Origin of the sequence: Streptomyces sp. NPDC046915 (assembly GCF_040644935.1) — a bacterium.
Classification (GTDB): Bacteria; Actinomycetota; Actinomycetes; order Streptomycetales; family Streptomycetaceae; genus Streptomyces.
Genome location: NZ_JBEYXB010000001.1, coordinates 449,932 through 474,134, shown reverse-complemented (window position 1 = coordinate 474,134; position 24,203 = coordinate 449,932). Strand labels below are relative to the sequence as shown.

Genomic DNA, 24,203 nt, shown 5'->3' with positions numbered 1-24,203 from the left:
GGTTAAGGTGCGATCATGACCTCGAAGGCGTATCTCTCCGAACTGTTCTTGCTGGAAGACCGGGTCGCCGTGGTGACCGGCGGAAGCTCCGGCATCGGACGGGCCATCGCCGGGGCCCTCGCGCGCGCCGGGGCGAGCGTGGTGGTCGTGGCGCGCAAGGAGGCCGAACTGGCCGCGACCGTCGACGAGTTGACGGCCGACGGCTGCCGGGCGGCCTGGGTGAGCGCCGATCTGGGCACGCGCGACGGCGTGCGCGCGGCGGCCGAGGAGGCGGCCGGGGCCTTCGGGGAGCCCGACATCCTCGTCAACTCGGCCGGGGTCAATCTGCGGCCCCCGATGGGCGAGTTGAGCGAGGAGGTGTGGGACACCACCATGGCGGTGAACCTGGAGGCGCCCCACCTGCTGGGACAGCGCTTCGGACCCGGCATGGCCGAACGCGGCTACGGGCGGATCATCCACATCACCTCCCAGCAGGCGCACCGGGCGTTCGTCCAGAGCGGCGCCTACGGCGTCTCCAAGGGGGCCCTCGAATCGCTGGCCCGTTCGCAGGCCGAGGCGTGGTCGCCGTACGGCGTCACTTGCAACACGCTCGTGCCGGGCTTCGTGATGACGCCGCTCAACACACGTCTGTCCTCCGATCCCGAGAAGGTGGCGGCGCTCGCCGCACGCACACTGGTCGGACGCAACGGCCTGGCCGAGGACTTCGCGGGGGCGGCGGTGTTCCTGGCGAGCCGCGCCTCCGCCTACGTCACCGGCCAGGCGGTCTTCGTCGACGGCGGGTTCTCCGTCCACTGAGCCCTGGCGGCGGGCCGTCAGCGGTAGCAGGTGGTGACGCCCGGGTGCCAGCGGCAGGCGATCGAGGCGAAGCCGCCGTCGGCCGTGATGTCGACGCCGAGCGTGTCGCCGCCGCGCAGGATCCGGCGGTCCTGGACGAGACCGTCGGCGCCGTCCCGGATCGTCTCCACCAGCCACCGTCCGGGGCCGATGGACAGCGGTACCGAGGCCGTGCGGGCGGCGCCGGCGTACACCCCGCCCAGGAACCAGCGGTCGCCGCCGCGGCGGGCCAGCACGGCCTCCTGACCGGGTTGCCCGGCGAGCAGCCGGGTGTCGTCCCAGGCGGCGGGGACCTGGTCGAGGAAGGCCCGGGCGAGCGGCCGGGCGTCGTACGACTCGGGGGTGCCCGCGAACATCTGGAGGCCCGACTCGTAGGCGACGGTGAGCCCGACCTCCGCCGCGTCGGAGTCGGGGCGCTGGCCGACGCGCTGGAAGCCGCCGGGGGTGAAGTCCATGGAGCCGATGACGTTGCGGGTGAAGGGCAGGGTGGTCAGGTGGGTGGCGGTGTTGGTCCGCTTCTCCTCGCCGCCGACGCCCTCCAGGGTCATGACCTGCGGCCAGGTGCGCTGGATGCCCTTGGGGATCGTGGAGCCGTGGAAGTCGACCATGAGGTGGTGGGCGGCGGTCTCCGGGAGGATCGCGTCGTACCACTGGAGCATGGACTGCGCCTCGGAGTTCATGAAGTCGATCTTGACGCCCTTGACGCCCCACCGCTCCAGGGTGGGCAGCCACTGGGCGCGTTCCTCGGGCGTGTCGAGGTCGCGCTGGTGGATCCAGACGACGATCCCGACGCCCTTGGCGCGCGCGTAGTCCACGAGCTGGGGCAGCCAGCTGTCGGTCTGCCAGTTCGGGTCGGTGGTGTCCCACTCGTCGGCCTTGAAGTACCAGCCCGCGTCGACGGCCTCGTACGGCCAGTGCCGCTCGGCGGCGTAGTCGACGTACGCCTTCTGCGCGGCGAGGCTCTGGCCTGCCGTGCGACCGCCGGCGAGCCAGGTCCACAGCACGGTGCCGGGCCGGATCCAGGAGGTGTCGGCGACCTGGGCGGCGGGGGCGAGGTCGTCGGTGAAGGTGGAGCGGGTGACGGTGGCGAGGTCGCCGGTGACCATGGCCCGCCAGGGGGTGGCGAGGGGGCCGTCGGAGTGGACCCGGTCGTCGGCGAGCTTGATCCGGTAGGTGCCGGTGCCCTGGTCGTGGGCGAGGCGGGCGCCCGAGTAGGCGCCGGTGAGGTCGGACTCGGCGAGCAGGGTGTAGCCGCCCGCGGTGGAGAAGAGCGCCTGGTCGGAGTACTCGCCGGTGGGGGCGGTCGCGGCGGTGTACTGGTTGAACTGGCCCTCGTTGTCGACCCGGTAGGTGCCGAGCCACGCGTTCGCGTCCGGCGGCAGGTCGAACGCGGAGGTCTCGCCGAGGACGTCGCCGTACCCGGCGGGCAGGACGTAGCGGTAGGCGACGCCGTCGGCGGAGGCGCGGACGACGAGGTCGAGCCGGGCGCCGGCGGCGGTGGCGAAGGAGAGCCGGGTCTCGTTCATCCGGACCCTGCGGTCCAGCCGTTTCCCGGACTTCGTCCGGTAATGCTCCTCGACCGTACGGTCCTTGCGGTGCAGGAAGCGCAACCCCTGTGACAGGTCGGCCTGTTCGGTGACGATGCCGACGGGTGACGGCTCGATGACCGTACGGCCGGCACGGGAGACCGTGAGGCTGAGGGTGCCGGTGGTGTCGTCCAGGGTGATCCGTGCGCGGGGTGCGTGTGCCGCCTCGGACACCGACCATGATCGCTCGTGCTGTTCGGCGTGCGCGGGCACGGTCGTGAAGAGTGCGGCCAGCAGGCCCGCGCAGAGCGCGGCGACCGCGGTTCGGGTTCTGGTGAGAGCAACCGCCATGTGATCCCTCCGAGGTGTGTGGCCGTTACGGCAGTCCCCAGGCCGCGCCCGGTTCGCTGACGGCGACGGGGGCGATGACGAGGTCGGGCCGGGAACCGGAGTGCACGAGGACCTCACGGCCGCGCGGCAGGTCGATGGCGAGGGTGCCGTCGCCGAGGTCGTGGGTGTGGGCCGGGGTGCCGTCGTCGAGCAGGACGGTGAGCGGACCGGCCAGGCCGTGGCGGAGCTTGAGGGGTTCGCCCGCCAGGCTCTTGACCCGGATGAACCGGGTGACTCCCGCCTTCCGTACGGCGCTGACCAGGAAGGCGCCCTGGGCACGGAAGTCGTGCAGGGTGACGTCCGCCCAGGCGGTGGGGACCGCCGGGAAGACGCGGATCACGCCGCCCCAGCTCTGGCAGAACATGTCGTGCAGCGACTGCGAGGCGGACAGCGGCGTCTCGATGACCGGACCGGCCTCGGTGTAGTGCGTGTTGGCCCGGCAGGGGTAGCGGGTGGTGGGGTCGAAGAACTTCCGCAGGTAGCTGATCGCGGTGTCTCCGTCGCCGGTCATCGCGTACATCGAGGCGGCCCCGGTGTAGCTGTAGCCCCGGTGGGCGCCGGTCAGTGCGTGCCAGCGCGCCACCGACTTCGCGATCAGCTCGCGGTGCTCCGGCTGGTCCCAGTTGACGAGGTACAGCGGGTACACCATCAGCAGGTGCGAGTAGTGCCGGTGGGACTGCGCGTACGGGGTGTCGGCGCCGATCATGAAGCCGTTGTCGTCGACCGGGTACGGGGTGAGCCTGGCCAGCACCTCCTGCCAGCGCGGCTTCGACTCGTCGTCGATGCCGAGCAGCGCGGCGGACTCCAGGAGGGTCTGGCAGCCCCAGCGGATCAGGGCCAGGTCGTAGTTGGTGTCCTGCGGCGGTACGACCGGGTACTCGGGGGAGAGGGTGCTCGGCAGGTGGAGCCTGCCGTCGCTGCCCGGGGTGAGGAAGTGCAGGTAGTAGTTGACCGCGCGGCGCAGCACCGGGAAGACCGTGTCGCGCAGCAGGGCCTTGTCCATGGAATGCCGGTAGGACAGCCACACGTTGTGCAGCGCCCAGGTGAGGTCGCCGGTCTCGGCGCCGCTGCCGGGCAGGCCCACCTCCCTGTCGGCGAACATGTCGGAGCTGCGGCCGATGCCGGAGCTGTCCGCGCGGTAGGCGGCGGGCACGTTGGCGACGAGCTGTTCCTGGCTCTGCCGCAGGGTGGTGGCGAGCGAGTCCAGTTCCGGGTGGTTGAAGCCATGGATGAGCCAGTACTCCAGCTGGACGTTGAGGTTCCACCAGACCGCCGGCCAGGGCGTGGGCTCCAGCCACGGCCCGGAGGTGGCCATGACGGGGCCGCCCGCGCGGCTGGCGGAGGCGACCTTGTAGAGCTGGATCCAGTGGAAGCTCTGGAGCCGCTGGTCGGGGAACGAGACGAAGCTCTTCCGGTAGAAGTCGTGCCACCAGCGGGTGTGCCGTCGCCGTAAGGCGCCGTACGAGGTCGCGCGCCGGAGGCTGCGCAGCGAGGCGGCCTCGGCGGCGGTGTCGGAGGGCGAGCTGTGCCCGACGCTGAGCAGCAGGTCGTGGCCGGTGCGGCGGTACGCGGTGGCGGTCTGGCCGCCGCCGGTGAGGGGCTGGAGCACCTGCTCGGTGCCGTCGGCGGTGGTGCGGATGGTCCAGGGCGGGTTGGCGGTGTATCCGGAGGGCGGGGCCTCGCTGATGTGCCGGGGGCTGAGGGCCTCCTCCGGGTGGAACGTCCAGGTGACGTGTTCCCCGCCGCCGGCCGTCACACGGGCGGCGAAGACCTCGTCGTGGATGAGGGCGGAGAGGGTGAGCGTGCCCGCGGTGGTGGTGACGGTGCCGGTGAGTTCGGCGTTCCACAGGCTCAGCCGCCAGTCGACGGCGGTGATGGTGCCGGCCGGTTCGAGCGTGAGGTGCCCGACCGGCAGGCGGCAGGTGCCCCAGCCGCTGCCGAACTCGGGCCGGTGGTCCTGGACCCGGCCGTGCTGGACGGTGAAGCGGATCTGGTTGGCGCCCGGCTCCTGGTAGACCATGCTGCCGAGCAGCCCGTCACCGAGGAACGGGCCCTCGTACCAGAGGGTGGGCAGCCTGGTCCACAGCAGGTCCTGGCCGCGCAGGAACCGGTCCCAGGCGCCGTCGGTGGTCATGCTGTCGCGGAGTTTCCACGGGCGTCCGGCCTTGGCGTCGGCCGATCGCACCGCGGCTGAGGGTTGTGCGGCGTGGGCGGTGGCGGGGAGGGCCGCTGCCGCGGCTCCACCCAGGGCGGTGCCGATCACGGCTCTGCGGGGCACCGGTGGGCGTTTCTCCGGCTGCGAGGTCATCGTCGTCCTCCATACCTGACGGATCCTCGATACATCGGGTGTATCGGCGAACCTAGGCACACTACGTGCACCTGTCAACAAGGCCGGCAGTGCGGTGATCGCGCCGACTTGAAGATGTACATGGCTGTGAGCTTCACGTTCACATAAATAACCCTGACTCAAGTTCTTGACTCCTCCGATGTATTGGAGTTGCCTGCCTTCGCGTCCCGCTCCCTGCCCCGCCTCCGTCTCCCGACCGGAAGGACGGCACCCCATGCGCAGAGGCACGATCGCGTCGCTACTCGCGGCTCTCGTGGCCGCCCTGATCCTTGTGTTCCAGCCCTTTCCAGCGAGCGCGACCCCGTCCGATCACCCCCACGGAGCCCCCTGGACCGGCACCTGGGAGGCCGCCGCCTCCGGCACCGTCGCCCAACTCCCCGGCCAGTCGGTGCGCAACGTGATTCACACCAGCGTCCCAGGCCGCGCGGCCCGGATCCGGCTCTCCAACCGCCTCGGCACGGCGCCGCTCGAACTCGGCTCCGTCACCGTCGCCGTACAGGAGAGCGGCGCCCCGAAGAGCCCGAACGCCGTGCCCGGTTCGGTGCGCACGGTCACCTTCCACGGCTCCGCCACCACCCGGGTACCGGCGGGGCGGGACGCGGTGAGCGACCCGGTCCCGCTGCGGGTGCCGCCCGACGCCAACCTCCTGGTCAGCCTGTACACACCGGCCGATTCGGGCCCGGCGACCTACCACCGCTCGGCCCTCCAGACGTCGTTCATCGCCCCGGACGGCGACCACACCGCCGACCAGGACGGTGCGCCGTACACCACGACGACCGGCTCCTGGTACTACCTGACCGGCGTCGACGTGCTCGGCGCACCGGCCGCGGGCAGCGTCGTCGCGCTGGGCGACTCGATCACCGACGGCTCCGGTTCGACGTCGAGCGCCAACCACCGCTGGCCCGACCGGCTCGCCGCCCGGCTGCGCACGCTGCCCCCGCGCGAGCGCCTCGGGGTGCTCAACGCCGGCATCGCGGGCAACCGCGTCCTCCTCGACGGCACCGGCCCGAGCGCCCTGACCCGCCTGGACGCCGATGTGCTCTCCCGCGCCGGGGTGCGCGCGCTGGTCGTCATGGAGGGCATCAACGACATCAAGGGCAGCCCCAACCAGACCGATCCCGCCGCCTTCGAGGCCGCGTACCGCGAGATCGTGGCGCGGGCCCACGCCCGCGGCATCCGTGTCGTCGGCGGCACCATCACCCCGTACGGCGGCAACGGCGGCTGGACCGCGCCCCGCGAGGCCGTACGGCAGTCCGTCAACGACCTGATCCGGTACGGCGGCGTCTTCGACGCCGTGGTGGACTTCGACGCGGTCGTCCGCGACCCCGCCGCACCCGACCGGATCCTGCCGGACTACGACTCCGGCGACCACCTGCACTTCAACGACACGGGGTTGCGGGCGATGGCCGACGCGGTCGACCTCGACTCCCTCACCGGAAAGGACAGTCGATGAACCGCAGAACCGTCTTACGGGCCGGCGCCGGAGCGCTGTTCGCCGTCCCCCTGACCACGAACACCGCCACCACAGCCGCCGCCGCGGCCGCCGCCCCCACCGACGGCTGGACCCGGACCTCGTTCACCTACAGCTGGCAGAAGCCCTGGAACCTCGACCTCGGCGACCGGCACAGCTACAGCGGCGGCGTCCACCGCATGTGGGTGTACGCCACCGACGAGCCGTTCGAGGAAGGCAGCTCCACCGACCCGCGCACCGAGATGCGCTGGAAGGTCGACTACACCACGGGCGACCACATGTGGGACGCCGACGTCTACCTCCCGTCCGGCACGGACGGCGCCTCCTTCGTCCAGATCCTGCGGGGCGTCCATCCCTCGGGCACCCCCGCCACCGACATCATGCTCAACGCCTACGACACGAACGGCGGCACCGTGCGGCGCTACGACGGCACCGTGCTCAAGACCGGTGCGTACGACACCTGGTTCAACGTGAAGATCGCCCACGAGGCGAGCAGCGGCACCGGAACCATCAAGGTCTACTTCGACGACTCCCTCGTCCTGACCGCCGACGACCGCGGTCCCGCCACCCGCTACTTCAAGAACGGCGTGTACAACCACGGTTCAGGCCGTGCCGAGGCGCGTTTCCGTAACATCTCCTACTGGACGCGGTGAACGCCCTCTTCACACGACTCACACAGAGCTCTCCGGGCGCTTTATGTTTCAAGTGTTAGCCTCGCGCTCATTCCCCCCACCAGCGCAGGAGACTCCGGTGCGAGAAGGCAACGTAGTGGTGATAGGCGGCGGTTACGCGGGCGTCCGCCTGGCGAAACGGCTGGACGCGACGGCGCACGTCACGCTGGTGGACCGCAAGGAGGTGTTCTTCCACCGGATCGCCTCCCTGCGCGCCGGAGTCCGCCCGGAGTGGACGGCGACCCCCTTCATCCCGTACGACCGGCTGCTGCGCAACGGCCGGGTGATCGTGGGCAAGGCGGTCCAAGTCGACACCGTCGCAAGGGAAGTCGCACTCGCCACGGGTGAGCGGCTCCCCTACGACGTGCTGGTGATCGCCACCGGCGCCGACTACCCGGAACCGGCACGCTTCACCGGTGTCAGCGTCGAGGAGGCGACCAAGTCGTTCGCCGAACACCAGCAGAAGGTCGCCACCGCCGAACACGTCCTCGTCGTCGGCGGTGGCCCCTCCGGCGTCGAACTCACCGCCGAGATCCGCCTGTCCCGACCGGACGCCCGGGTCACACTCGCGCACGCGGGACCGGAGTTGCTGCACTCCACGGGCAGCGCCCGCGCCGGCCGGAAGGCCCGGGCCTGGCTGGAGTCGCACGATGTGGAGGTACGGCTCGACACCTTCATGTCCCCCGGCAACGACTTCGGCACCTACCGCGACGCCCGTGGCGCCGTCCTCGCCGCCGACGTCTCCCTCTGGGCGACGGGCACCACCCCCAACACGCTCTGGCTGCGTCTGGCCGGGCACGGTGACTGGCTGAACGGGACGGGTCACGTCAAGGTCGACCGGATGCTCCGGGTCGAGGGCCGGCCGGACGTGTTCGCGGTCGGTGACGTGAACGACGTCGGCGAACTCAAGGTCACCCCGGCGGCGCTGGCCCAGGCGCAGGTAGCCGTCCACAACATCCGTGCGTACCTGCGCAGTTCGGGTCGGCACAGCAGCAAGACCCGCTCCTACCGGGCGGTTCACCGCACCCCGCTCATCGTGCCGTTCGGCCCGGCCGACGGGGTGACCATGCTGCCCGTACCGGGCGGCGAGACCGCGGTGCTCGGAACCCGCACCACCACCCTGGCCAAGGCGAAGACCCTCATGACCCCCTTCATGCGACGCCAGCTCGGATACACCGCGGCCTGACCGGCGTCACCGTTTCGCCGGCGGACCGCTGCTCTCCCGTACGACCAGTTCCGTGGCCACCTCCACCCGCGTGGTCTCCGGCTCCTGGCCCGACAGCAGCCGCAGCACCATCCGGGCGGCGAGCGCGGTCATGTCGGCGATGGGGGTGCGCATGGTCGTCAGACGGGGGGTCACCCAGTCCGCGAACGGCAGGTCGTCGAAGCCGACCACGCTCACGTCGTCGGGGATGCGCAGTCCCCGCTCGGCCGCCGCACGGTAGGTGCCCAGCGCCTGATGGTCGCTGCCCGCGAAGATCGCCGTGGGGCGGTCGGGCAACGCCAGCAGATCCAGGGCGTGTTGATGCGCGAGGCCATGGGTGAAGTCGCCGTAGCGGACGAGGGCCGGGTCGAAGGGGAGCCCGGCCTCGGTCAGTGCCGAGCGGTAGCCGTCCACCCGGGCGCGTGAGGTCAGCCGGCGCTCCGGGCCGCTGATGACGGCGATGCGCCGGTGGCCGAGCTCGATGAGGTGGCGGGTCGCGGCCAGCCCGCCCGGCCAGTTGGTCGCGCCCACCCAGGGGATGCCGGGCGCGGGCTCGTCGATCGGCGCCACGAGGGCGTACGGGATGCCGAGTCCGGCGAGGTCCGCCTGTTGCCCGGGGGTGAGTTCGGGTACGACCAGGATCGCGCCGCGCGTGGGGCGCGTGGCCAGTGAGTCGAGCCACTGGCGCGCCCGTTTCTGCCGCCCGTGCGTCGCCGAGACGACCAGCCCCATGCCCGCCTCGTGCAGCACGTCCTCGGCACCGCGGATCAGCTCCACCGCCCAGGGGCTGTCCAACTCGTTGATGACCAGGTCGATCAGCCCGCCGGGCGGTGCCGCGGTGGCGGCGGGCCGCTGGCGCGCGAGATAGCCGTGCTTCTCCAGCAGTCGCTGCACCTTGGCTCTGGTCTCGGCCGATACATCGGACCTGTCGTGCAACACCTTGGAGACGGTGGAGACCGAAACGCCTGCCTCGTCGCCGATTTCGGCCAGCGTGCGCCGCCTCGCTTCACCGGATCCTGTCCGGACTGTTGACGTCATCGGATGAATCTCCTACGTTTCCGGAGCGGTCGCAGATTGCGAAAACTATCGCAATCCAACCCTCCAGCGTAGAGGTGGTAGGTGGTTCTCGATGAAGAGATGGCGTCCGGACCGGAGTTGGCGCGCCGCCTCCCTGGCCGCCACCGCGGCGCTCCTGCTGACCGGCTGCGGTGGCACCGGCGGCGGCAGCGACACCTCGGGCGGCGGCAAGGGTGAGCTGCTGGTGTGGGTGGACAACACCCGCACCCCGGCGGCGCAGCAGTACAAGAAGGCGCACCCCGGCCTGAAGATGCGCATCGTCACCATCCCGCCCGACGCCGGCTACGTCCCCACCAAGGTCTCGCTCGCCAACCGCACCAAGAGCGGCTGGCCCGACGTCGTCTTCCTGGCCAACCCGGCCGAGGCCGCGACCCTGGCCGGCGACACGTTCGGCTACGCGGCCCCGCTCGACGACCTCGTACCGAAGTCCGTCCGCGACGGATTCACCCCCGGCTCCCTCGACACCTGCACCTTCGGCGGCAAGACCTACTGCCTGCGCAACGACATCGCACCGACCGTGCTCTGGTACGACGCGAAGCTGATGAAGAGCTACGGCTACGAGGTCCCCAGGACCTGGGCCGCATACCAGCAGGTCGGGCTCAAGGCGGCCAAGGACCACCCCGGCACCGTCGTCGGCGCGGTCAACGGCAAGTACGGCGCCGGCATCTACTTCGGCAGCAGCGGCTGCCCCACCCGTGACACGCTCAGCCTCACCAAGGTCCGCATCGACCTCAGCCCGCAGAGCTGCACCCGGGTCGCCGACCTGCTCCAGCCGATGGCCAAGGCAAAGGCGGTCACGACCGTCGTACCCACCGACCCGGCCTTCGCCAAGCTCGGCAAGGACAACAAGATCCTGATGCTGCCGGGCCCCGCCTGGTTCGGCGACTTCATGTTCGGGCCCGCCTTCAAGATCCCCGCGGGACGGGTCGCCGCCGCTCCCATGCCCACCTGGCCCGGCGAGACCAAGCCCTACGCCGGCCAGGTCGGCGGCGGCGCCTTCCTCGTCTCCGCGCACGCCGGTGACCGTACGCAGAAGGCCGTGGACCTGGTGCGCTGGATGACCACCGACGTCGCCCTCCAGGCCAAGCAGCCCACCTACCCCGCGTTCACGGCGGCCGCCCGCAAGTGGGGCGAGGCCAAGTCCAAGGACCCCTACTACGCCTCCGACCCGATGCCCGCCCTCACCGCGTCGGCGAACGCGCTGCGCCCCGGGTTCGGCGCCGTCCGCTTCGAGGCCGAGTGGCAGGCGAGCTTCAACGACACCGTCGGCAAGGCGGCCGACTCCGGCGGCGACCTGGGCGACGCGCTGAAGAGCTGGCAGGACAAGCTGGCCGCCGCCGCCAGGACCAGCGCATACACGGTCGGACGATGACGCTGACCCCCACCCGCCCACCGGCGACGGCCGCCGCCGCACCGGCCGGCCCCCGGCGCCGCGGGCACCGGAGCCGCACCACCGCCGTGTGGATCCTCGTCGGCCCGTACACCCTGTTCCTCGCGGTCTTCGGACTCGCGCCCGCCGGATACGCCCTGTGGACCTCCTTCGTCCATGACGGCTCCTTCGCCGGCGGGCGCAACTGGACGGCCGTCCTGGACGACTACCGGCTCGGCGAGGCGGCCCAGAACGTCACCCTGTACCTCCTGCTCTGGCTGCCCGTCCTGCTGCTGACGGTCCTCTCGCTCGCCTTCACCCTGCACGCCAGGCCGGGCCGGGCGTCCGGTGCATTCCAGCTCGTCTACTACCTGCCGGGCGCGGTCACCGGCTCGGCGGCGGCCCTGCTCTGGCTGTTCATGGTCAGCCCGGACAACAGCCCCTTCGGACCGCTGCTGAAGCTCATGGACGTCAAGAGCGCCACGGACGCCCTCTCCGGTTCCAGCCTGATCGCCGTCCTCGCCGTGATGGGTGTCGCGGTGCACGCGGGCGGCTGGATCGTCGTCCTGTACGGGGCACTCACCGCGCTCCCCAAGGACGTCCTGGAGGCGGCGCAGGTCGACGGGGCGTCGGCCTGGCGCACCATGCGGCACATCAAGCTGCCCATGGTCCGCACCTATGTCGCCTTCGTGCTGATCTCCAGCTTCGCCGCCGGCAGTCAGGTCTTCGTCGAACCCACCGTGCTGGGCACCGGCGCCCCCGGCCAGATCAGCCCCACCTGGTCCGTCAACCAGCTCGCCTACGTCTACGCCACCCAGGACGGCGACTTCGGCAAAGCGGCGGCGTTGTCGCTGGCCATGCTCGCGGTCGGGCTGCTGGCCGCCTGGATCGTGATCACCCGCACCCGTATGTACGCCACGGACACCACGAAAGCCGGGTGAACCGGACCATGACCGCCCTCTCCCGCGGCGCCCGCGCCCTGTTCCTGCTCGGCGCCGCCGTCTTCTTCGGACTGCCCCTGCTCTGGCTGCTCCTCGCGCCCACCCGCACCGCCGACGACCTGACGACCGGATCCCCGCTCGGCTTCGGCGCGCTCGGCAACGTCGGCGAAGCCTGGTCGCACCTGATGTCGTACAACGACGGTGAGATCACCCTGTGGATCGGCAACTCCGTCATCTACGCGGGCGCGAGCGTCGTCCTCGCCCTGCTGCTGTGCGTGCCCGCGGGCTATGTGCTCGCCAAGCACGACTTCGCGGGCCGCCGGACGCTGCTCACCCTCTCCGTCGTGACGATGATCCTGCCCCCGGCCGCCCTGGTGCTGCCCCTGTACCTGGAGATGTCTGCGGCCGGCCTCACCGGCACGGTCTGGGCGGTCGTCCTGCCGCTCTCCTTCTACCCGTTCGGCGTCTACCTCGCCTTCCTGCACTTCCAGGCCAACCTGCCGGACAGCCTGCTGGACGCCGGGCGCGTCGACGGCGCGGGCGAACTGCGGCTGTTCTGGTCGGTGGCGGTGCCGCTGGCCCGCCCGGCGATCGCCCTGATCGCGTTCTTCGGTTTCGTCCGCTGCTGGACCGACTTCTTCCTCCCCTTCGTCATGCTCTCCGACGACCGCACCTTCACCCTCCAGCTCGGTCTGATGTCCCTGTTGCAGTCCACCGGCGCGGTCAACAACTCCAGCGGCTTCGCCGACCTCGACATCCACCAGCCGGAGGCCGCGCTCGCCGGTCTGGTGGCCTGTGCGCCTCTGCTCGTCGGGTTCGTACTGGCCCAGCGTTTCCTGCGCACGGGACTGCTGGCCGGGGCGGAGAAGGGCTGATGAGGGATCAATTGCAGAGTTCCTTAAGAAGGTTGGTCGATCCCGTCGTGCCGTGCTTCAGCGCGGGACGAGCCCGGGTGCGCCTCGGCGTCAACACCGCGATCCACGACGACACCGCCGCCGAACTGGAGTCCTTCGCCCGCCCGTTGTGGGGGCTCGCCCCGCTCGCCGCGGGCAAGGGCGAAGTACCGCACGTGGAACTGTGGTTGCGCGGGCTGGCGGCCGGCAGCGATCCCGGCCACCCCGAGTACTGGGGCGAACCAGGCGACCGCGATCAGCGGATCGTGGAGATGGCCGCGATCGGCTTCGCGCTGGCGGTGGCGCCCGAATGGTTCTGGGATCAGCTCTCCGGCCCCGAACGCGATCGGCTGGCCCGCTGGCTGCTGAGCGCCCTGCCGCGCGAGACCGCCGACAACAACTGGCACTTCTTCCCGGTGCTGATCGGCCTCGGCCTGGACCGGGTGGGCGTGGCCTTCGACCGCGAGCTGATCACCGCCCGCCTCGACCGGCTGGAGACCTTCTGGCTCGGCGACGGCTGGTACTCCGACGGAGCCACCGAACGCCGCGACTACTACGTGCCCTGGGCCATGCACTTCTACGGGCTGTTGTACGCCCGGCTGGCCGGGGACGGCGACCGGTTCCGTGAGCGCGCCGCCCGGTTCGCGCACGACTTCCGGCACTGGTTCGCCGACGACGGCGCCGCCGTCCCCTACGGGCGCAGCCTCACCTACCGCTGGGCACAGGCCGCGTTCTGGGGCGCGTTGCCCTTCGCCGGGGTCGAGGCGCTGCCATGGGGAGAGGTCAAGGGCTATCTGCTGCGGCACCTGCAGTGGTGGCAGGGGCGCCCGGTGACCGGTCCGGACGGGCTGCTGTCCATCGGGTACGGCTATCCGCAACCCGCGCTGGCCGAGCAGTACAACGCGCCGGGCTCACCGTACTGGTCCCTGAAGGCATTCCTGCCGCTGGCCCTGCCCGCGGACCACCCGTTCTGGACCGCCGCGGAGCAGCCCGCCCCGCCTCTCCCCACGGTCAGCTCCCAACCGCACGCCGGTGCGGTCCTGATGCGCGCGGACGGGGACGTCACGCTGCTCGCCGGACGCCAGCACCACCCCTGGGTACGGCACGGCGCCGCGAAGTACGCCAAGTTCGCCTACTCGACGCGCTTCGGCTTCAGCCTGCCGAACGGGGCGCTCGGGCCGGCACAGGGCGCGTACGACTCGATGCTCGCGCTCAGCGACGACGGCGGGACGCACTACCGGGTGCGCGAGGAACCGGCCGGCTGGCACCTGATGGGCAACACCGTGCTCAGCACCTGGTGGCCCTGGCCCGACGTCGAGATCACCACCTGGCTGACCGCCGCGCCCCCGTGGCATGTACGCAGACACCGCATCCGGAGCGGACGTGCCCTCCACACGGCGGAGGGCGCCTTCGCGGTCGACCGCGACCCAGGGGTGAACCGGAAGACCGGCGCCGGTTACGCCCGCGCGTCCGCAGCGGCGGGCTTCACCGGTCTGCGGGATCTCGACGGCCTACGCCGGGGCGAGGTCATCGACTGCCTGCCCGGCACCAACGTCCTGGCCCGGCGCACCGCACTGCCCATGCTGACCGGTCACATCCCGCCCGGGGAGCACTGGTTGAGATGCGCGGTGTTCGGCGCTCCCGCCGGCCCCGGAGCCGAGGCGGCCTGGCGGCAACCCCCGACGACCGGAGACGGGACATGAGACCGAGACACCTGTCCGTACTGGCCGCCGTGATGGCGCTGCCGGCCCTCCCGGTCCAGGCGCACGCGGCGGACCCCGGCCTTGCCCGCACCTACCACGTCGCCCCCTGGGGCATTGACCACGCCCAGGGCTCCCCGTCGAGCCCCCTGCGCACCATCGCTGCCTGCCTCTCCCGCGTCCGCCCCGGCGACACCTGCCTCGTCCACCACGGCACCTACCGCGAGCAGGTCACCCCGCCCTCCGGTACGAAGGACGCCCCGATCACCCTCGCCGCGTACGGCGACGGCCCGGTGACCGTCGACGGGACCGAGCCGGTGACCGGTTGGAAGGACGCCGGGGACGGACTGGTCGCCGCCGACACGAACCTGCCGCTCGACCCCGACTTCGATGCGGTGTTCCTGGACGACGACCGTGCGGCCGAGGGTCGTTGGCCCAACTCCGGCGCCGACCCGCTGAACACCACCTGGGCCGAGGCCGATCCGACCTCCACCGACCAGCACATCGACGACACCGACCTGCCGGACGCCGACTGGACCGGCGCCACCGTGCACCTGTGGGCGGGCTCCAACCCCTGGGCCCAGCAGACCGGCACCGTGACCACCACCACACCCGGCAAGCTGGACTTCAAGGGCGGCAACTACCGCTGCCCGCCCCTGTGCATGGGCGCCCAGAACTACCGCAACTACTACCTCGTGGGCTCGAAGGCCGCCCTCGACCAGCCGGGGGAGTGGTACTACGACGAGTCCGCGCACCGGCTCTACCTCGTCCCGCCGAAGCACGGCATGGCCGGGCACACGGTGACCGCCAAGCACCGCCTCTGGGGCGTCGACCTGGGCAACAGCTCGTACGTCACCGTGCGCGGCCTGAACCTGTGGGGCACCTCCCTGCGAACGGGCCCTGGCAGCAGGGGAGTTGTGGTCGACGGACTCCACGCCACGTACATCTCCGAGTTCTCGACCCTCCCCATGCCGCCGGACAGCGACCTCGCGATCCCGCCGTTCGAGGGGCACATCGTCGCCTCCCGCATCCTCGACTCGGGCGTGCAGATCCTCGGCACCGGCAACACCCTGGAGAACAGCGAGATCTCGCGCTCCGCCGGTGACGGGGTCCTGGTGCGCGGCACCGGCAACACGGTCACCGACAACTACATCCACGACGTCGGATGGATGGGCAGCTACACACCCGGCATCGAGATCAACGGCAACGACCACACGGTCACGCACAACACGATCCGGCGCACCGGACGCGCCTCCATCGACACGGCCTGGCAGGTCAACGGCACCGAGTTCCACGGCAACCGCATCGCCTACAACGACATGTCCGAAGCGATGCGCACCTCCCGCGACGGCTCACCCTTCTACGTCTGCTGTAGCCTCGACGGCTCCGGCAGCTCCATCGACCACAACACCTCGCACGACGCCGACGGTCAGGTCGGCTTCTACGTCGACAACTACTCCGGGCACTTCCTCCTGCACCACAACGTCGCCTGGAACACCGGCAGCCGCGGTACGTTCTTCAACGGCCACACCGGACCGAGCATCGCCAACCAGGACCACAACTCCAGTTACGGTGTGGGCGTCAACGGCAACTCGACGCTGCTGAGCGGCGCGACCGACGCCTCCGGCTCGTACCTCAGCAACATCGTGGGGCCGATGCCGGTCAGCGCGACCCGGGCCGGCGACCCGCTGCCCGTCGTCCGCTCCAACCTCGTCACGGACAAGCCCGGTTACACCGACGCCGTCAACGGCGAACTGTGGCTCACCGACGGCTCAGCCGCCATCGACGCGGGCGAGACGATCGACGGGATCACCACGGACGCGCGGGGTACGGCTCCGGACATCGGCGCGTACGAGTACGGTGCGCCGGTCTGGTCGACCGGCTGCGACCTCCCCGGCTGCGGGCAACGTGTCCGGCACGGCGGCTGGACCGCGACCGCGAGCGACGGCACGGACGCCTCCGCCGCCGTCGACGGGGACATCGACACCCGCTGGACGGCCGCCGCCGCGCAGACTCCCGGCCAGTCGCTCACCGTCGACCTGGGCGAGACGAAGACCTTCGGCCGGCTCTCCCTCGACGCCGGGCGCGACACCAGCGGGCAGCCGTACGGCTTCTCCGTGTCCGTCGGCCGCGACGGCACGCACTGGAGCGGTGCCCTCGCCCAGGTCTCCGGGCGGTCCTTCACCCAGGACGCGGTCTTCCCGGCACAGACGGCCCGGTACGTCCGGATCACGCTCACCGCGAGCGGCCCCGCTCCCTGGGTGGTCAACGACCTGCGCCTGTACGGCGACGGCCCCGACGCCTCCGCCACGCTCCAGGCCGAGCAGGCCACCACCGTGCGCGGCGTCGCACGCGGCACGGCCGCCACCGGCGTACTGGGCTCCGGCGACCGGATCGGCTTCCGGCGGGCGAGCGTCACCGGCGACCGGCTCACCGTGCGCCTCGCCTCCACCTGCGCCACGGACTGCGCACTCCAGCTCCGGCTCGACGCCCCGGACGGACCGGTGGCCGCAACCCTGCCCGTACGCGCCACCGGATCCACCGACACCTGGCAGGAGCAGTCGGTCACCCTGCGCCGCCGACTGGCCGGCATCCACACCCTGTACCTCGTCGCGAAGGGAGGTCCTCGGGTCGCGGCCCTGGACTGGCTGACGATCCATCGGAAATGACAAAGGCAAGGAGTTCGGACTCCTTGCCACTCTCAACTTATAGCGCACTGGGGGGCTTGCGGCAAGGCCCCCCTCGTGCCGCAGAATCTCCGGCCTAGGCCAAGTCCTGAGGAAATAGGGGATTCACGAAGTGCGTGTGCTTTTGATGGGGTATGGGTCGCGCGGGGACGTCGAACCTCTGGCGGGGCTCGCGAGGGCGCTGCGGACACTCGGCGCCGAGGTCCGGGTGTGCGTGCCGCCGGACGAGGAGTTCGCCGAGCTGCTGGCCCGTGCCGGTGTGGAGCCGGTGCCGTTCGGCCCGTCGGTGCGCTCGCTGGTGACCAGGCCGAATCCGTCGCCGGCGGACGCGTTCAAGCTCGCGCCCGAACTGGTCGCCGCGCACTTCGACACGGTCGCCCCGGCGGCCGAGGGATGTGACGCGCTGGTGGCCACCGGCCTGCTGCCGGCCGGCGCGCGGTCGGTGACCGAGAAACTGGGCATCCGCTACGTGTTCGCGTGCTGCCATCCGTTCGGACTGCCGTCCTCGCACCTCCCGCCGCCCGGGCGGCCGGGCCGCCCGGCCCCGCCGGACGCCGACATCCGGACGCTGTGGAAGGTGGACGGCGAGCGCGTGAACGCGCTGTACGGCGAGGCACTCAACACCCACCGGGCGGAGCTCGGCCTGCCACCGGTGGACAACGTCCGCGACCACGTCCTCACCGACCGGCCGTGGCTGGCGGCGGACCCGGCCCTGGGCCCGTGGCAGGACATGACGGATCTCGACCTCGTGCAGACCGGGGCGTGGATCCTGCCGGACGAACGCCCGCTCCCGGACGAGCTGGAGGCCTTCCTGGACGCCGGCGCGCCGCCGGTGTACGTGGGCTTCGGCAGCATGGCCATGCGCACCTCGCCGGACGTCGCCCGGGTGGCCGTCGAAGCGGTCCGCGCCCAGGGCCGCCGTGTGGTCGTCGGGCGCGGCTGGGCCGACCTCGCGGCCGTCGACGACCGGGACGACTGCTTCGCCATCGGCGAGGTCAACCACCAGGCATTGTTCCGCCGGGTGGCCGCCGTCGTCCACCACGGCGGCGCGGGCACCACGACGACGGCCGCCCTGGCCGGCGTGCCCCAGGTGGTCGTCCCCCAGATCGTGGACCAGCCGCACTGGGCCGCCCGGGTGGCCGAACTGGGCATCGGCGCGGCACACAACGGCCCGACCCCGACCTTCGAGTCCCTCTCGGCCGCGCTCGAGGTGGCCCTGGCTCCCGAGACCCGGGCTCGCGCGACCGCCGTGGCCGGCACGGTCCGCACCGACGGGGCGACCGTGGCCGCGCGGCTGATCCTCGACGGGATCAGTGGGGAAACGCCGTCCGCGTCCGAGTGACCACACGGAATCCGCCGACCCGGACCCGCGGGCACAGCGGTCCGGACGCCTCGCCGTGCGCCATGGGCGCGAGCGGCCCCCACATCGGAGCTGATGCAGTGAACCCCCTGACCACGAGCGCGTTCGACCTGCCCGAGCGCCTCTCCGCGAAAGCAGACCCGACGCTCATCGCCGACGACGAGCGGCACTTCACTGCCATCGCGGAGTGCCTCCGGCAGTCGGTCGCCGAACTGTCCGACCGCCTGGACGCCGAGCTCAAGGCACCGGGCGGAACGGGCCGGGCCGCGATGGACCGGGACATCGAGGTCCACCGGCTGACCGGACGCCTGCGTACCCTGCGCCGCTTCGGCCTGGACCTGTGCCTCGGGCACATGGTCGCCGCGGGCGACCCCGAGCCCGTCCACATCGGACGGCTCGGCCTCACCGACAGCGAGGGCCGCCGGCTGCTGCTCGACTGGCGGTCGCCCGCGGCCGAGCCGTTCTTCGCGGCGACCCACGCCGACCCGATGGGTCTGAAGAGCCGCCGCAGGTACCGCTGGACGGGTGGCCGGATCAGCGACTACTGGGACGAGGTGTTCACCGCCGACGGGCTCGAAGGGCATGCCGCGCTCGACGACCAGTCCGCCTTCATCGCCAGTCTGGGCACCAACCGGTCGGCCCGGATGCGTGACGTGCTCGCCACCATCCAGGCCGACCAGGACGCCATCATCCGCGCGGGATCCCGTGGCGCCCTCGTCGTCGACGGTGGCCCGGGTACCGGGAAGACCGTCGTCGCCCTGCACCGCACCGCCCACCTCCTGTACTCCGACCCCCGCCTCGGGCACCGCCGGGGCGGCGTCCTGTTCGTCGGTCCGCACCGGCCCTACCTGAACTACGTCTCCGACGTCCTGCCCAGCCTCGGTGAGGAGGGCGTGCAGACCTGCGTCCTGCGGGACCTGGTCGACGAGGGAGCCGAAGCGACGATCGAGGCCGACCCTGAGGTGGCCCGCCTGAAGTCGTCCGCGGACATGGTCAGGGCGATCGAGACGGCCGTCGAGTTCTACGAGGAGCCACCCGCCGAGGGGATGACGGTCACCACGGACTGGGCCGACCTCCGGCTGAGCGCCGACGACTGGGCCGAGGCGTTCCAGGCACCCGGGCCGAGCACACCGCACAACGAGGCACGCGACCAGATCTGGGAGGAGCTGGTCACCATCCTGCTGGACAAGTACGACGGCGACGACGTCCCGCGCGAGCGGTTCCGCAGGTCGCTTCAGCACGACAAGGAGCTGGTCGACGCCCTGGGCAGGGCGTGGCCGCTGCTCGAAGCGACCGATCTGGTCTCAGACCTGTGGTCGGTGCCCGCCTATCTGCGGAAGTGCGCTCCCTGGCTCGGCCGCGACGACGTGCGCAGGCTCCAGCGCGCGGACGCCCAGGCCTGGACGGTGTCGGACCTGCCTCTCCTGGACGCGGCCCGGCAGCGGCTCGGCGACCCGGAGGCGGCGCGACGTAAGCACCGGCACGAGGCCGTCCTCGCCGCCCAGCGCGAGCGCATGGCCCAGGTCGTCGACAACCTGATCGGGGCCGCGGCCGACTCCGGCGCCGACGGCGACGACGGCGAAGGCCTGGTGACGATGCTGCGCGGCCAGGACGCCCAGGTCAGCCTGATCGACGAGTCCGAACTGCCCACCCTCGACCCGGACCTGCTCGCCGGCCCGTTCGCGCACATCGTCGTCGACGAGGCCCAGGAACTGACCGACGCGGAGTGGCAGATGCTGCTCCTGCGCTGCCCGTCCCGGAGCTTCACCATCGTCGGGGACCGTGCCCAGGCCAGGCACGGATTCACGGAGTCGTGGCAGGAACGGCTCGCGCGGGTCGGGATCGACCGGATCGCCCTGGCCTCCCTGAGCATCAACTACCGCACACCGGAAGAGGTCATGGTCGAGGCCGAGCCGGTCATCCGGGCCGCGCTCCCGGACGCCAACGTGCCGGTCTCCATCCGTGGCAACGGCATCCCCGTCGCGCACGGATCCGTCGCGGACCTGGACTCCGTCCTCGGCACCTGGCTCGCCGAACACGCCGAGGGGATCGCCTGCGTCATCGGCGATCCCACGTTCCGGGCGACGTCCCGCGTCCGGTCGCTGGCCCCGGAGCTGTCGAAGGGGCTCGAGTTCGACCTGGTCGTCCTCGTCGACCCGGAGGAGTTCGGCGAGGGCGTCGAAGGAGCCGTCGACCGCTATGTCGCGATGACCCGGGCGACCCAGCGACTCGTCATCCTCACGAGCACCTGACGATCCTCACGAGCACCTGACGTCGGCCGGCGCGTCAGGCGAAGGTCACCGACACCGGGCCGAGGCCGCTGAAGCGCGCCTCGATCCGCCGGCCGGCGCCGACGAAGGGGGCGGTGGTCATGGTGCCCGGCAGCACGACGTGTCCGGGCTCCAGCGCGGTGCCGAAGCCGGCGAGGGCGTTGGCCAGCCAGGCGACGGCGGCGGCCGGGTGGCCCAGGACCGCCTTGCCGCTGCCTGTGGCGACGAGCTCGCCGTCGACGACCAGGTCGACGAGGACGGAGGCGAGGTCGGGCGCCTCGGCCAGGGGCGTCCAGGGGCCGCAGACCAGGCCGGCGGAGCTGGCGTTGTCGGCGACGGTGTCGACGAGCGTGATCTTCCAGTCGTGGATCCGGCTGTCGACGATCTCCAGCGCGGGTGCGATCGCATGAGTCGCCTCGAGCACGTCCTCGACGGTGACACCGGGACCGCGCAGCGGCGCGGCGAGGCGGAAGCAGATCTCCGGTTCGATGCGCGGGGCGCAGTAGCGGGCCGCGGTGACCGGGGCGCCGTCGCGGTGGACCATGTCGTCCATCAGGTGTCCGAAGTCGGGCTGGTCGACGCCGAGGAGCCGCTGTGTCGCGGCGGAGGTCAGCCCGACCTTGTGGCCGATGACCGTCGCCCCGTCGGCGAGACGCCGGGCGATGTTGTCCCGCTGGACGGCGTAGGCGTCGGCCAGGTCCAGGCCGGGCAGCAGCGCCGACAGCGGATCGATCGGCGCCCTGTGGTGTTCGGCCTGCCGCAGCAGCCTGGCGGCCTCCGCGCGCTGCCGGACGGTCAGGGACATTCCGCGCTCCTCCCCGTGGCGGATGCTCCGATAGCGGTAGACCCTACATAGGGCCTGGGCTCAGCGCGGCGCCGTTCTCGGCCACGGCGCTGGGATCGCCCTCTCAGGCGCCGATCATGTTGAAGCCGCCGTCGGCGTTGAGGTACACGCCGGTCATGTGGGAGGCGTCGTCGCTGGCGAGGAAGAGCGCGGTGCCGGCGAGTTCGGCCGGGCCGGGGACACGGCCCATCGGAGTCTTGGCGATCATGTCCTCGCGGCGGCCGGACTTCCAGTCCGCCCGGTTCAGCAGCGTCTCGGTCTCGATGAAGCCCGGCGCGAAGGTGTTGACGCGTACGACGGGCGCGAACGCCTGGGCGTAGGACTTGGTGATGCCGAGGATGCCGTACTTGGCGGCGGCGTACTGCGGAGCCCGTGCGCTGCCGCGCACGATGACGGTGGAGCCGATGTTGACGATGGCGCCGTGGCCCTGCTCCAGCATCCGGGAGCCGAACTCGTGGACGCACAGCATGGTTCCCTTGACGTCCACGGCGAGTACGTGGTCGATGGACTCCTCGGTGAGGTCCCGCCAGGACATCTGGTCGCCCGCCACGTCACCGACGTTGTTGACCAGGACGTCCAGTCCGCCGAAGTGGCCGAAGACCTCCTCGGCCATGCGGACGACGTCCTGGTGCCGGGAGATGTCGGCCCGCACGGTGAACGCCTCGCCGCCCGCGTCCTCGACGCGGGCGACGGTCTTCTCGGCCCCGGCGGCGGAGCTGCGGTAGTGGACGGCGACCCGGGCACCCTCCTGGGCGGCGCGGACGGCGATCTCGGCGCCGTAGCCGTTACCGGCGCCGGTGACCAGCACGGTGCGGCCTTCGAAGCGGCGCGGGATGCTCTGCTCTGCCATGGAACGTCCCTTCAGGGGTGTACGGCGGTGAAGTACTGGCGGATCTCGCCGATGCCCTCGACACGGCTGACGAGTTCGTCGTCGGCGGTGAGGTAGCCCGGCGGGTTCATCCGGTTCCCGACGCCGGCCGGGGTACCGGTGAAGATCAGATCCCCCGGGAACAGGGGCAGTACGGCGGACAGGCGGGCGACGAGATCCGGCACCGGGAAGATCACGGACTTGGTGCGGTCGTGCTGGACGACCTCGCCGTTCAGCAAGGCCGGTGACCGCCAGGTCGTCGGGGTCGTCGAACTCGTCGGGGGTGACCAGGAGGGGGCCGGTGGGCCGAAGCCGGGGAAGGACTTGCCGAGGCTGAACTGGGCCGGCCGGCCGCGGAGTTGGCTGGTGCGCTCGGAGAGGTCCTGGCCCACGGTCAGCCCGGCCACGGCGTCCCAGGCGCGGTCCTCGCCCACCCGGTACGTCTCCCGTCCGATCACCGCGACGAGCTCGACCTCCCAGTCCACCTTGCCCTCGGGGAGGGCGACGGTGGTGTGCGGGCCGGTGACGCAGGACGGGAACTTGGTGAAGACGAGCGGCTCGTCGGGCGGGGTGTGACCGGCTTCCGCCGCGTGCGGCGGGTAGTTGAGGGCGACGGCGAACACCTGCCGGGGGCGCGGCACCGGAGCACCGAGCGCGGTGGGATCGACGGGGAGGTCGTACGCCTCCTCGGCCAGACCGGCCGCCCAGTCGCGCAGCCGGGCCCAGTCCTCCAGCAGAGCCATCGGATCGGCGGGCAGCTCCCCGCCGGAGACGGAGGCCACGTCGGCGGCCCGGTCGCCGCGCGCGACGACGGCCCGGCCGTCCCGTACGCCGAACCTCACCAGTCCACCTTCTGCGGTACGGGGGTTCCGTGCCCTTCCTGCCAGCCGATGACCGGGGTGCGCAGGATGCCGAGACGCTCGACCTCGGCCTCGATGACGTCGCCCGGCCTGAGGTACATCTCCGGGTCGCCGCTGAAGCCGGCCACGCCCTGGACGGTGCCGGTGGTGAGCAGGTCGCCGGCGCTGTAGCCCTGCGGGGAGTGGTAGGCGACCAGGTGCGGGATGGAGACCGACATCCGGCTGGTGTTGGACTTCTGCCGGACCCGGCCGTTGACCCGCAGTTCCATGTCGAGGTTCTGCGGGTCGGGGATCTCGTCGGCCGTGACGATGTACGGGCCCAGCGGGCAGAAGGTGTCGATGGCCTTGCAGAAGGAGAAGACCCCGGGCTCCATCTCACGGCGCTGGATGTCGCGGGCGGTGATGTCGTTGAAGACGACGTAGCCGGCGATGTGGTCCGGGGCGTCGTCCACGCCGAAGAACTTGCCGGGCCTGCCGACGACGACGGCGATCTCCAGCTCGTGGTCCAGCTCACTGGTGAGGTGTTCGGGATAGATCACGGGCTCTTCGGGGCCGACGATCGCGTCGACGTTCTGGAAGAAGACGATGCCCTTGTGCATGGGGTGGGACCAGTCGACGTTCTTCGACTCGTCCTCGTGCTCGCGGAAGTTGCCGGAGGTGTGGAAGAACTTCTTCGGCACGATCGGCGCGCGCAGCCTCACGTCGTCCAGCGCGAGCCGCTCACCGGTCTCCGCGACCTTGCCGTCGCGTTCGAAGTACTCCCGGGTGCTTCTCACCTCCAGGGGCAGCACCAGCCGCTCCTCCGGTTCCAGCCTGCCGACCCGCCCGTCGTCGAAGGTGATCAGCTTCACGGTTCCTGCCTTCTTTCATAGAGTGAAAGTAGCATTCACT

Annotated in this window: 18 protein-coding genes; 11 read left to right on the top strand and 7 right to left on the bottom strand. The window is 71.4% G+C overall.

Going from position 1 to position 24,203, the window contains the following annotated elements:
- Nucleotides 1-15: 15 nt before the first annotated feature.
- Nucleotides 16-795 carry an SDR family oxidoreductase gene (locus ABZ915_RS02070; RefSeq protein ID WP_361794250.1) on the top strand — a complete coding sequence of 260 codons (780 nt, stop codon included), beginning with the start codon at nucleotides 16-18 and terminating at the stop codon, nucleotides 793-795.
- Between the two features lie 17 nt (nucleotides 796-812).
- On the opposite strand, the gene ABZ915_RS02065 is transcribed toward ABZ915_RS02070, so the two are convergent.
- Nucleotides 813-2,711: a glycoside hydrolase family 97 catalytic domain-containing protein gene (locus ABZ915_RS02065; protein ID WP_361794247.1), complete on the bottom strand. Its 1,899-nt coding sequence runs from the start codon at nucleotides 2,709-2,711 to the stop codon at nucleotides 813-815.
- A gap of 25 nt (nucleotides 2,712-2,736) precedes the next feature.
- Nucleotides 2,737-5,058 carry a Tat pathway signal sequence domain protein gene (locus ABZ915_RS02060; protein ID WP_361794244.1) on the bottom strand — a complete coding sequence of 774 codons (2,322 nt, stop codon included), beginning with the start codon at nucleotides 5,056-5,058 and terminating at the stop codon, nucleotides 2,737-2,739.
- A 253-nt stretch (nucleotides 5,059-5,311) separates the two neighbouring features.
- On the opposite strand from ABZ915_RS02060, the gene ABZ915_RS02055 reads away from it, so the two are divergent.
- The 3 genes from ABZ915_RS02055 (at nucleotide 5,312) to ABZ915_RS02045 (ending at nucleotide 8,425) form a co-directional block, all read left to right on the top strand.
- Complete coding sequence (locus tag ABZ915_RS02055; RefSeq protein ID WP_361794241.1) at nucleotides 5,312-6,550, top strand: SGNH/GDSL hydrolase family protein; 1,239 nt, start codon at nucleotides 5,312-5,314, stop codon at nucleotides 6,548-6,550.
- Complete coding sequence (locus ABZ915_RS02050; RefSeq protein ID WP_361794238.1) at nucleotides 6,547-7,221, top strand: polysaccharide lyase family 7 protein; 675 nt, start codon at nucleotides 6,547-6,549, stop codon at nucleotides 7,219-7,221. Before ABZ915_RS02055 ends, ABZ915_RS02050 begins: the two co-directional genes overlap by 4 nt.
- 97 nt (nucleotides 7,222-7,318) lie before the next feature.
- Nucleotides 7,319-8,425: an FAD-dependent oxidoreductase gene (locus ABZ915_RS02045; RefSeq protein ID WP_361794235.1), complete on the top strand. Its 1,107-nt coding sequence runs from the start codon at nucleotides 7,319-7,321 to the stop codon at nucleotides 8,423-8,425.
- Nucleotides 8,426-8,431: 6 nt separating this feature from the next.
- Here the strand turns inward: ABZ915_RS02045 and ABZ915_RS02040 are convergent, their stop codons facing one another.
- Nucleotides 8,432-9,481: a LacI family DNA-binding transcriptional regulator gene (locus ABZ915_RS02040; RefSeq protein ID WP_361794232.1), complete on the bottom strand. Its 1,050-nt coding sequence runs from the start codon at nucleotides 9,479-9,481 to the stop codon at nucleotides 8,432-8,434.
- Between the two features lie 91 nt (nucleotides 9,482-9,572).
- On the opposite strand from ABZ915_RS02040, the gene ABZ915_RS02035 reads away from it, so the two are divergent.
- The 7 genes from ABZ915_RS02035 to helR all read left to right on the top strand — a co-directional run bounded on the left by ABZ915_RS02035 (nucleotide 9,573) and on the right by helR (nucleotide 20,722).
- Nucleotides 9,573-10,892, top strand: coding sequence for an extracellular solute-binding protein (locus ABZ915_RS02035; RefSeq protein ID WP_361794229.1), 1,320 nt, complete (start codon nucleotides 9,573-9,575; stop codon nucleotides 10,890-10,892).
- Nucleotides 10,889-11,830 (top strand): sugar ABC transporter permease, encoded by a 942-nt coding sequence (locus ABZ915_RS02030; RefSeq protein ID WP_361794227.1) that lies wholly within the window; start codon nucleotides 10,889-10,891, stop codon nucleotides 11,828-11,830. The genes ABZ915_RS02035 and ABZ915_RS02030 overlap by 4 nt, the downstream gene beginning before the upstream one ends.
- A gap of 8 nt (nucleotides 11,831-11,838) precedes the next feature.
- Nucleotides 11,839-12,705 carry a carbohydrate ABC transporter permease gene (locus ABZ915_RS02025; RefSeq protein WP_361794224.1) on the top strand — a complete coding sequence of 289 codons (867 nt, stop codon included), beginning with the start codon at nucleotides 11,839-11,841 and terminating at the stop codon, nucleotides 12,703-12,705.
- Nucleotides 12,705-14,426: a DUF2264 domain-containing protein gene (locus ABZ915_RS02020; protein WP_361794221.1), complete on the top strand. Its 1,722-nt coding sequence runs from the start codon at nucleotides 12,705-12,707 to the stop codon at nucleotides 14,424-14,426. The genes ABZ915_RS02025 and ABZ915_RS02020 overlap by 1 nt, the downstream gene beginning before the upstream one ends.
- The gene (locus tag ABZ915_RS02015; RefSeq protein ID WP_361794218.1) at nucleotides 14,423-17,092 is read left to right on the top strand and encodes a discoidin domain-containing protein; all 2,670 of its coding nucleotides are present in this window, start codon (nucleotides 14,423-14,425) and stop codon (nucleotides 17,090-17,092) included. The genes ABZ915_RS02020 and ABZ915_RS02015 overlap by 4 nt, the downstream gene beginning before the upstream one ends.
- A gap of 130 nt (nucleotides 17,093-17,222) precedes the next feature.
- Nucleotides 17,223-18,452 carry a glycosyltransferase gene (locus tag ABZ915_RS02010; RefSeq protein ID WP_361794215.1) on the top strand — a complete coding sequence of 410 codons (1,230 nt, stop codon included), beginning with the start codon at nucleotides 17,223-17,225 and terminating at the stop codon, nucleotides 18,450-18,452.
- 98 nt (nucleotides 18,453-18,550) lie between these two features.
- Nucleotides 18,551-20,722 (top strand): RNA polymerase recycling motor ATPase HelR, encoded by a 2,172-nt coding sequence (gene helR / locus ABZ915_RS02005; protein ID WP_361794212.1) that lies wholly within the window; start codon nucleotides 18,551-18,553, stop codon nucleotides 20,720-20,722.
- A gap of 34 nt (nucleotides 20,723-20,756) precedes the next feature.
- Here helR and ABZ915_RS02000 read toward each other — a convergent pair whose 3' ends face one another.
- From ABZ915_RS02000 to ABZ915_RS01985, 4 genes are all read right to left on the bottom strand, one after another.
- Nucleotides 20,757-21,545: a fumarylacetoacetate hydrolase family protein gene (locus ABZ915_RS02000; protein WP_361794209.1), complete on the bottom strand. Its 789-nt coding sequence runs from the start codon at nucleotides 21,543-21,545 to the stop codon at nucleotides 20,757-20,759.
- A 103-nt stretch (nucleotides 21,546-21,648) separates the two neighbouring features.
- A complete protein-coding gene (locus ABZ915_RS01995) occupies nucleotides 21,649-22,434 on the bottom strand; it encodes an SDR family oxidoreductase (RefSeq protein ID WP_361794206.1) in 786 nt (261 codons plus the stop codon).
- 11 nt (nucleotides 22,435-22,445) lie between these two features.
- Complete coding sequence (locus ABZ915_RS01990) at nucleotides 22,446-23,294, bottom strand: fumarylacetoacetate hydrolase family protein (protein ID WP_361794203.1); 849 nt, start codon at nucleotides 23,292-23,294, stop codon at nucleotides 22,446-22,448.
- Nucleotides 23,291-24,163, bottom strand: coding sequence for a fumarylacetoacetate hydrolase family protein (locus tag ABZ915_RS01985; protein WP_361794200.1), 873 nt, complete (start codon nucleotides 24,161-24,163; stop codon nucleotides 23,291-23,293). The genes ABZ915_RS01990 and ABZ915_RS01985 overlap by 4 nt, the downstream gene beginning before the upstream one ends.
- Nucleotides 24,164-24,203 lie beyond the last annotated feature (40 nt).

Excerpts from the sequence above, each read along its gene's own strand:
- ABZ915_RS02070 (WP_361794250.1), top strand. The coding sequence starts at position 16 with ATGACCTCGAAGGCGTATCTCTCCGAACTGTTCTTGCTGGAAGACCGG.
- ABZ915_RS02065 (WP_361794247.1), bottom strand. The coding sequence starts at position 2,711 with ATGGCGGTTGCTCTCACCAGAACCCGAACCGCGGTCGCCGCGCTCTGC.
- ABZ915_RS02060 (WP_361794244.1), bottom strand. The coding sequence starts at position 5,058 with ATGACCTCGCAGCCGGAGAAACGCCCACCGGTGCCCCGCAGAGCCGTG.
- ABZ915_RS02055 (WP_361794241.1), top strand. The coding sequence starts at position 5,312 with ATGCGCAGAGGCACGATCGCGTCGCTACTCGCGGCTCTCGTGGCCGCC.
- ABZ915_RS02050 (WP_361794238.1), top strand. The coding sequence starts at position 6,547 with ATGAACCGCAGAACCGTCTTACGGGCCGGCGCCGGAGCGCTGTTCGCC.
- ABZ915_RS02040 (WP_361794232.1), bottom strand. The coding sequence starts at position 9,481 with ATGACGTCAACAGTCCGGACAGGATCCGGTGAAGCGAGGCGGCGCACG.
- ABZ915_RS02035 (WP_361794229.1), top strand. The coding sequence starts at position 9,573 with ATGAAGAGATGGCGTCCGGACCGGAGTTGGCGCGCCGCCTCCCTGGCC.
- ABZ915_RS02030 (WP_361794227.1), top strand. The coding sequence starts at position 10,889 with ATGACGCTGACCCCCACCCGCCCACCGGCGACGGCCGCCGCCGCACCG.
- ABZ915_RS02025 (WP_361794224.1), top strand. The coding sequence starts at position 11,839 with ATGACCGCCCTCTCCCGCGGCGCCCGCGCCCTGTTCCTGCTCGGCGCC.
- ABZ915_RS02020 (WP_361794221.1), top strand. The coding sequence starts at position 12,705 with ATGAGGGATCAATTGCAGAGTTCCTTAAGAAGGTTGGTCGATCCCGTC.
- ABZ915_RS02015 (WP_361794218.1), top strand. The coding sequence starts at position 14,423 with ATGAGACCGAGACACCTGTCCGTACTGGCCGCCGTGATGGCGCTGCCG.
- ABZ915_RS02000 (WP_361794209.1), bottom strand. The coding sequence starts at position 21,545 with ATGTCCCTGACCGTCCGGCAGCGCGCGGAGGCCGCCAGGCTGCTGCGG.
- ABZ915_RS01995 (WP_361794206.1), bottom strand. The coding sequence starts at position 22,434 with ATGGCAGAGCAGAGCATCCCGCGCCGCTTCGAAGGCCGCACCGTGCTG.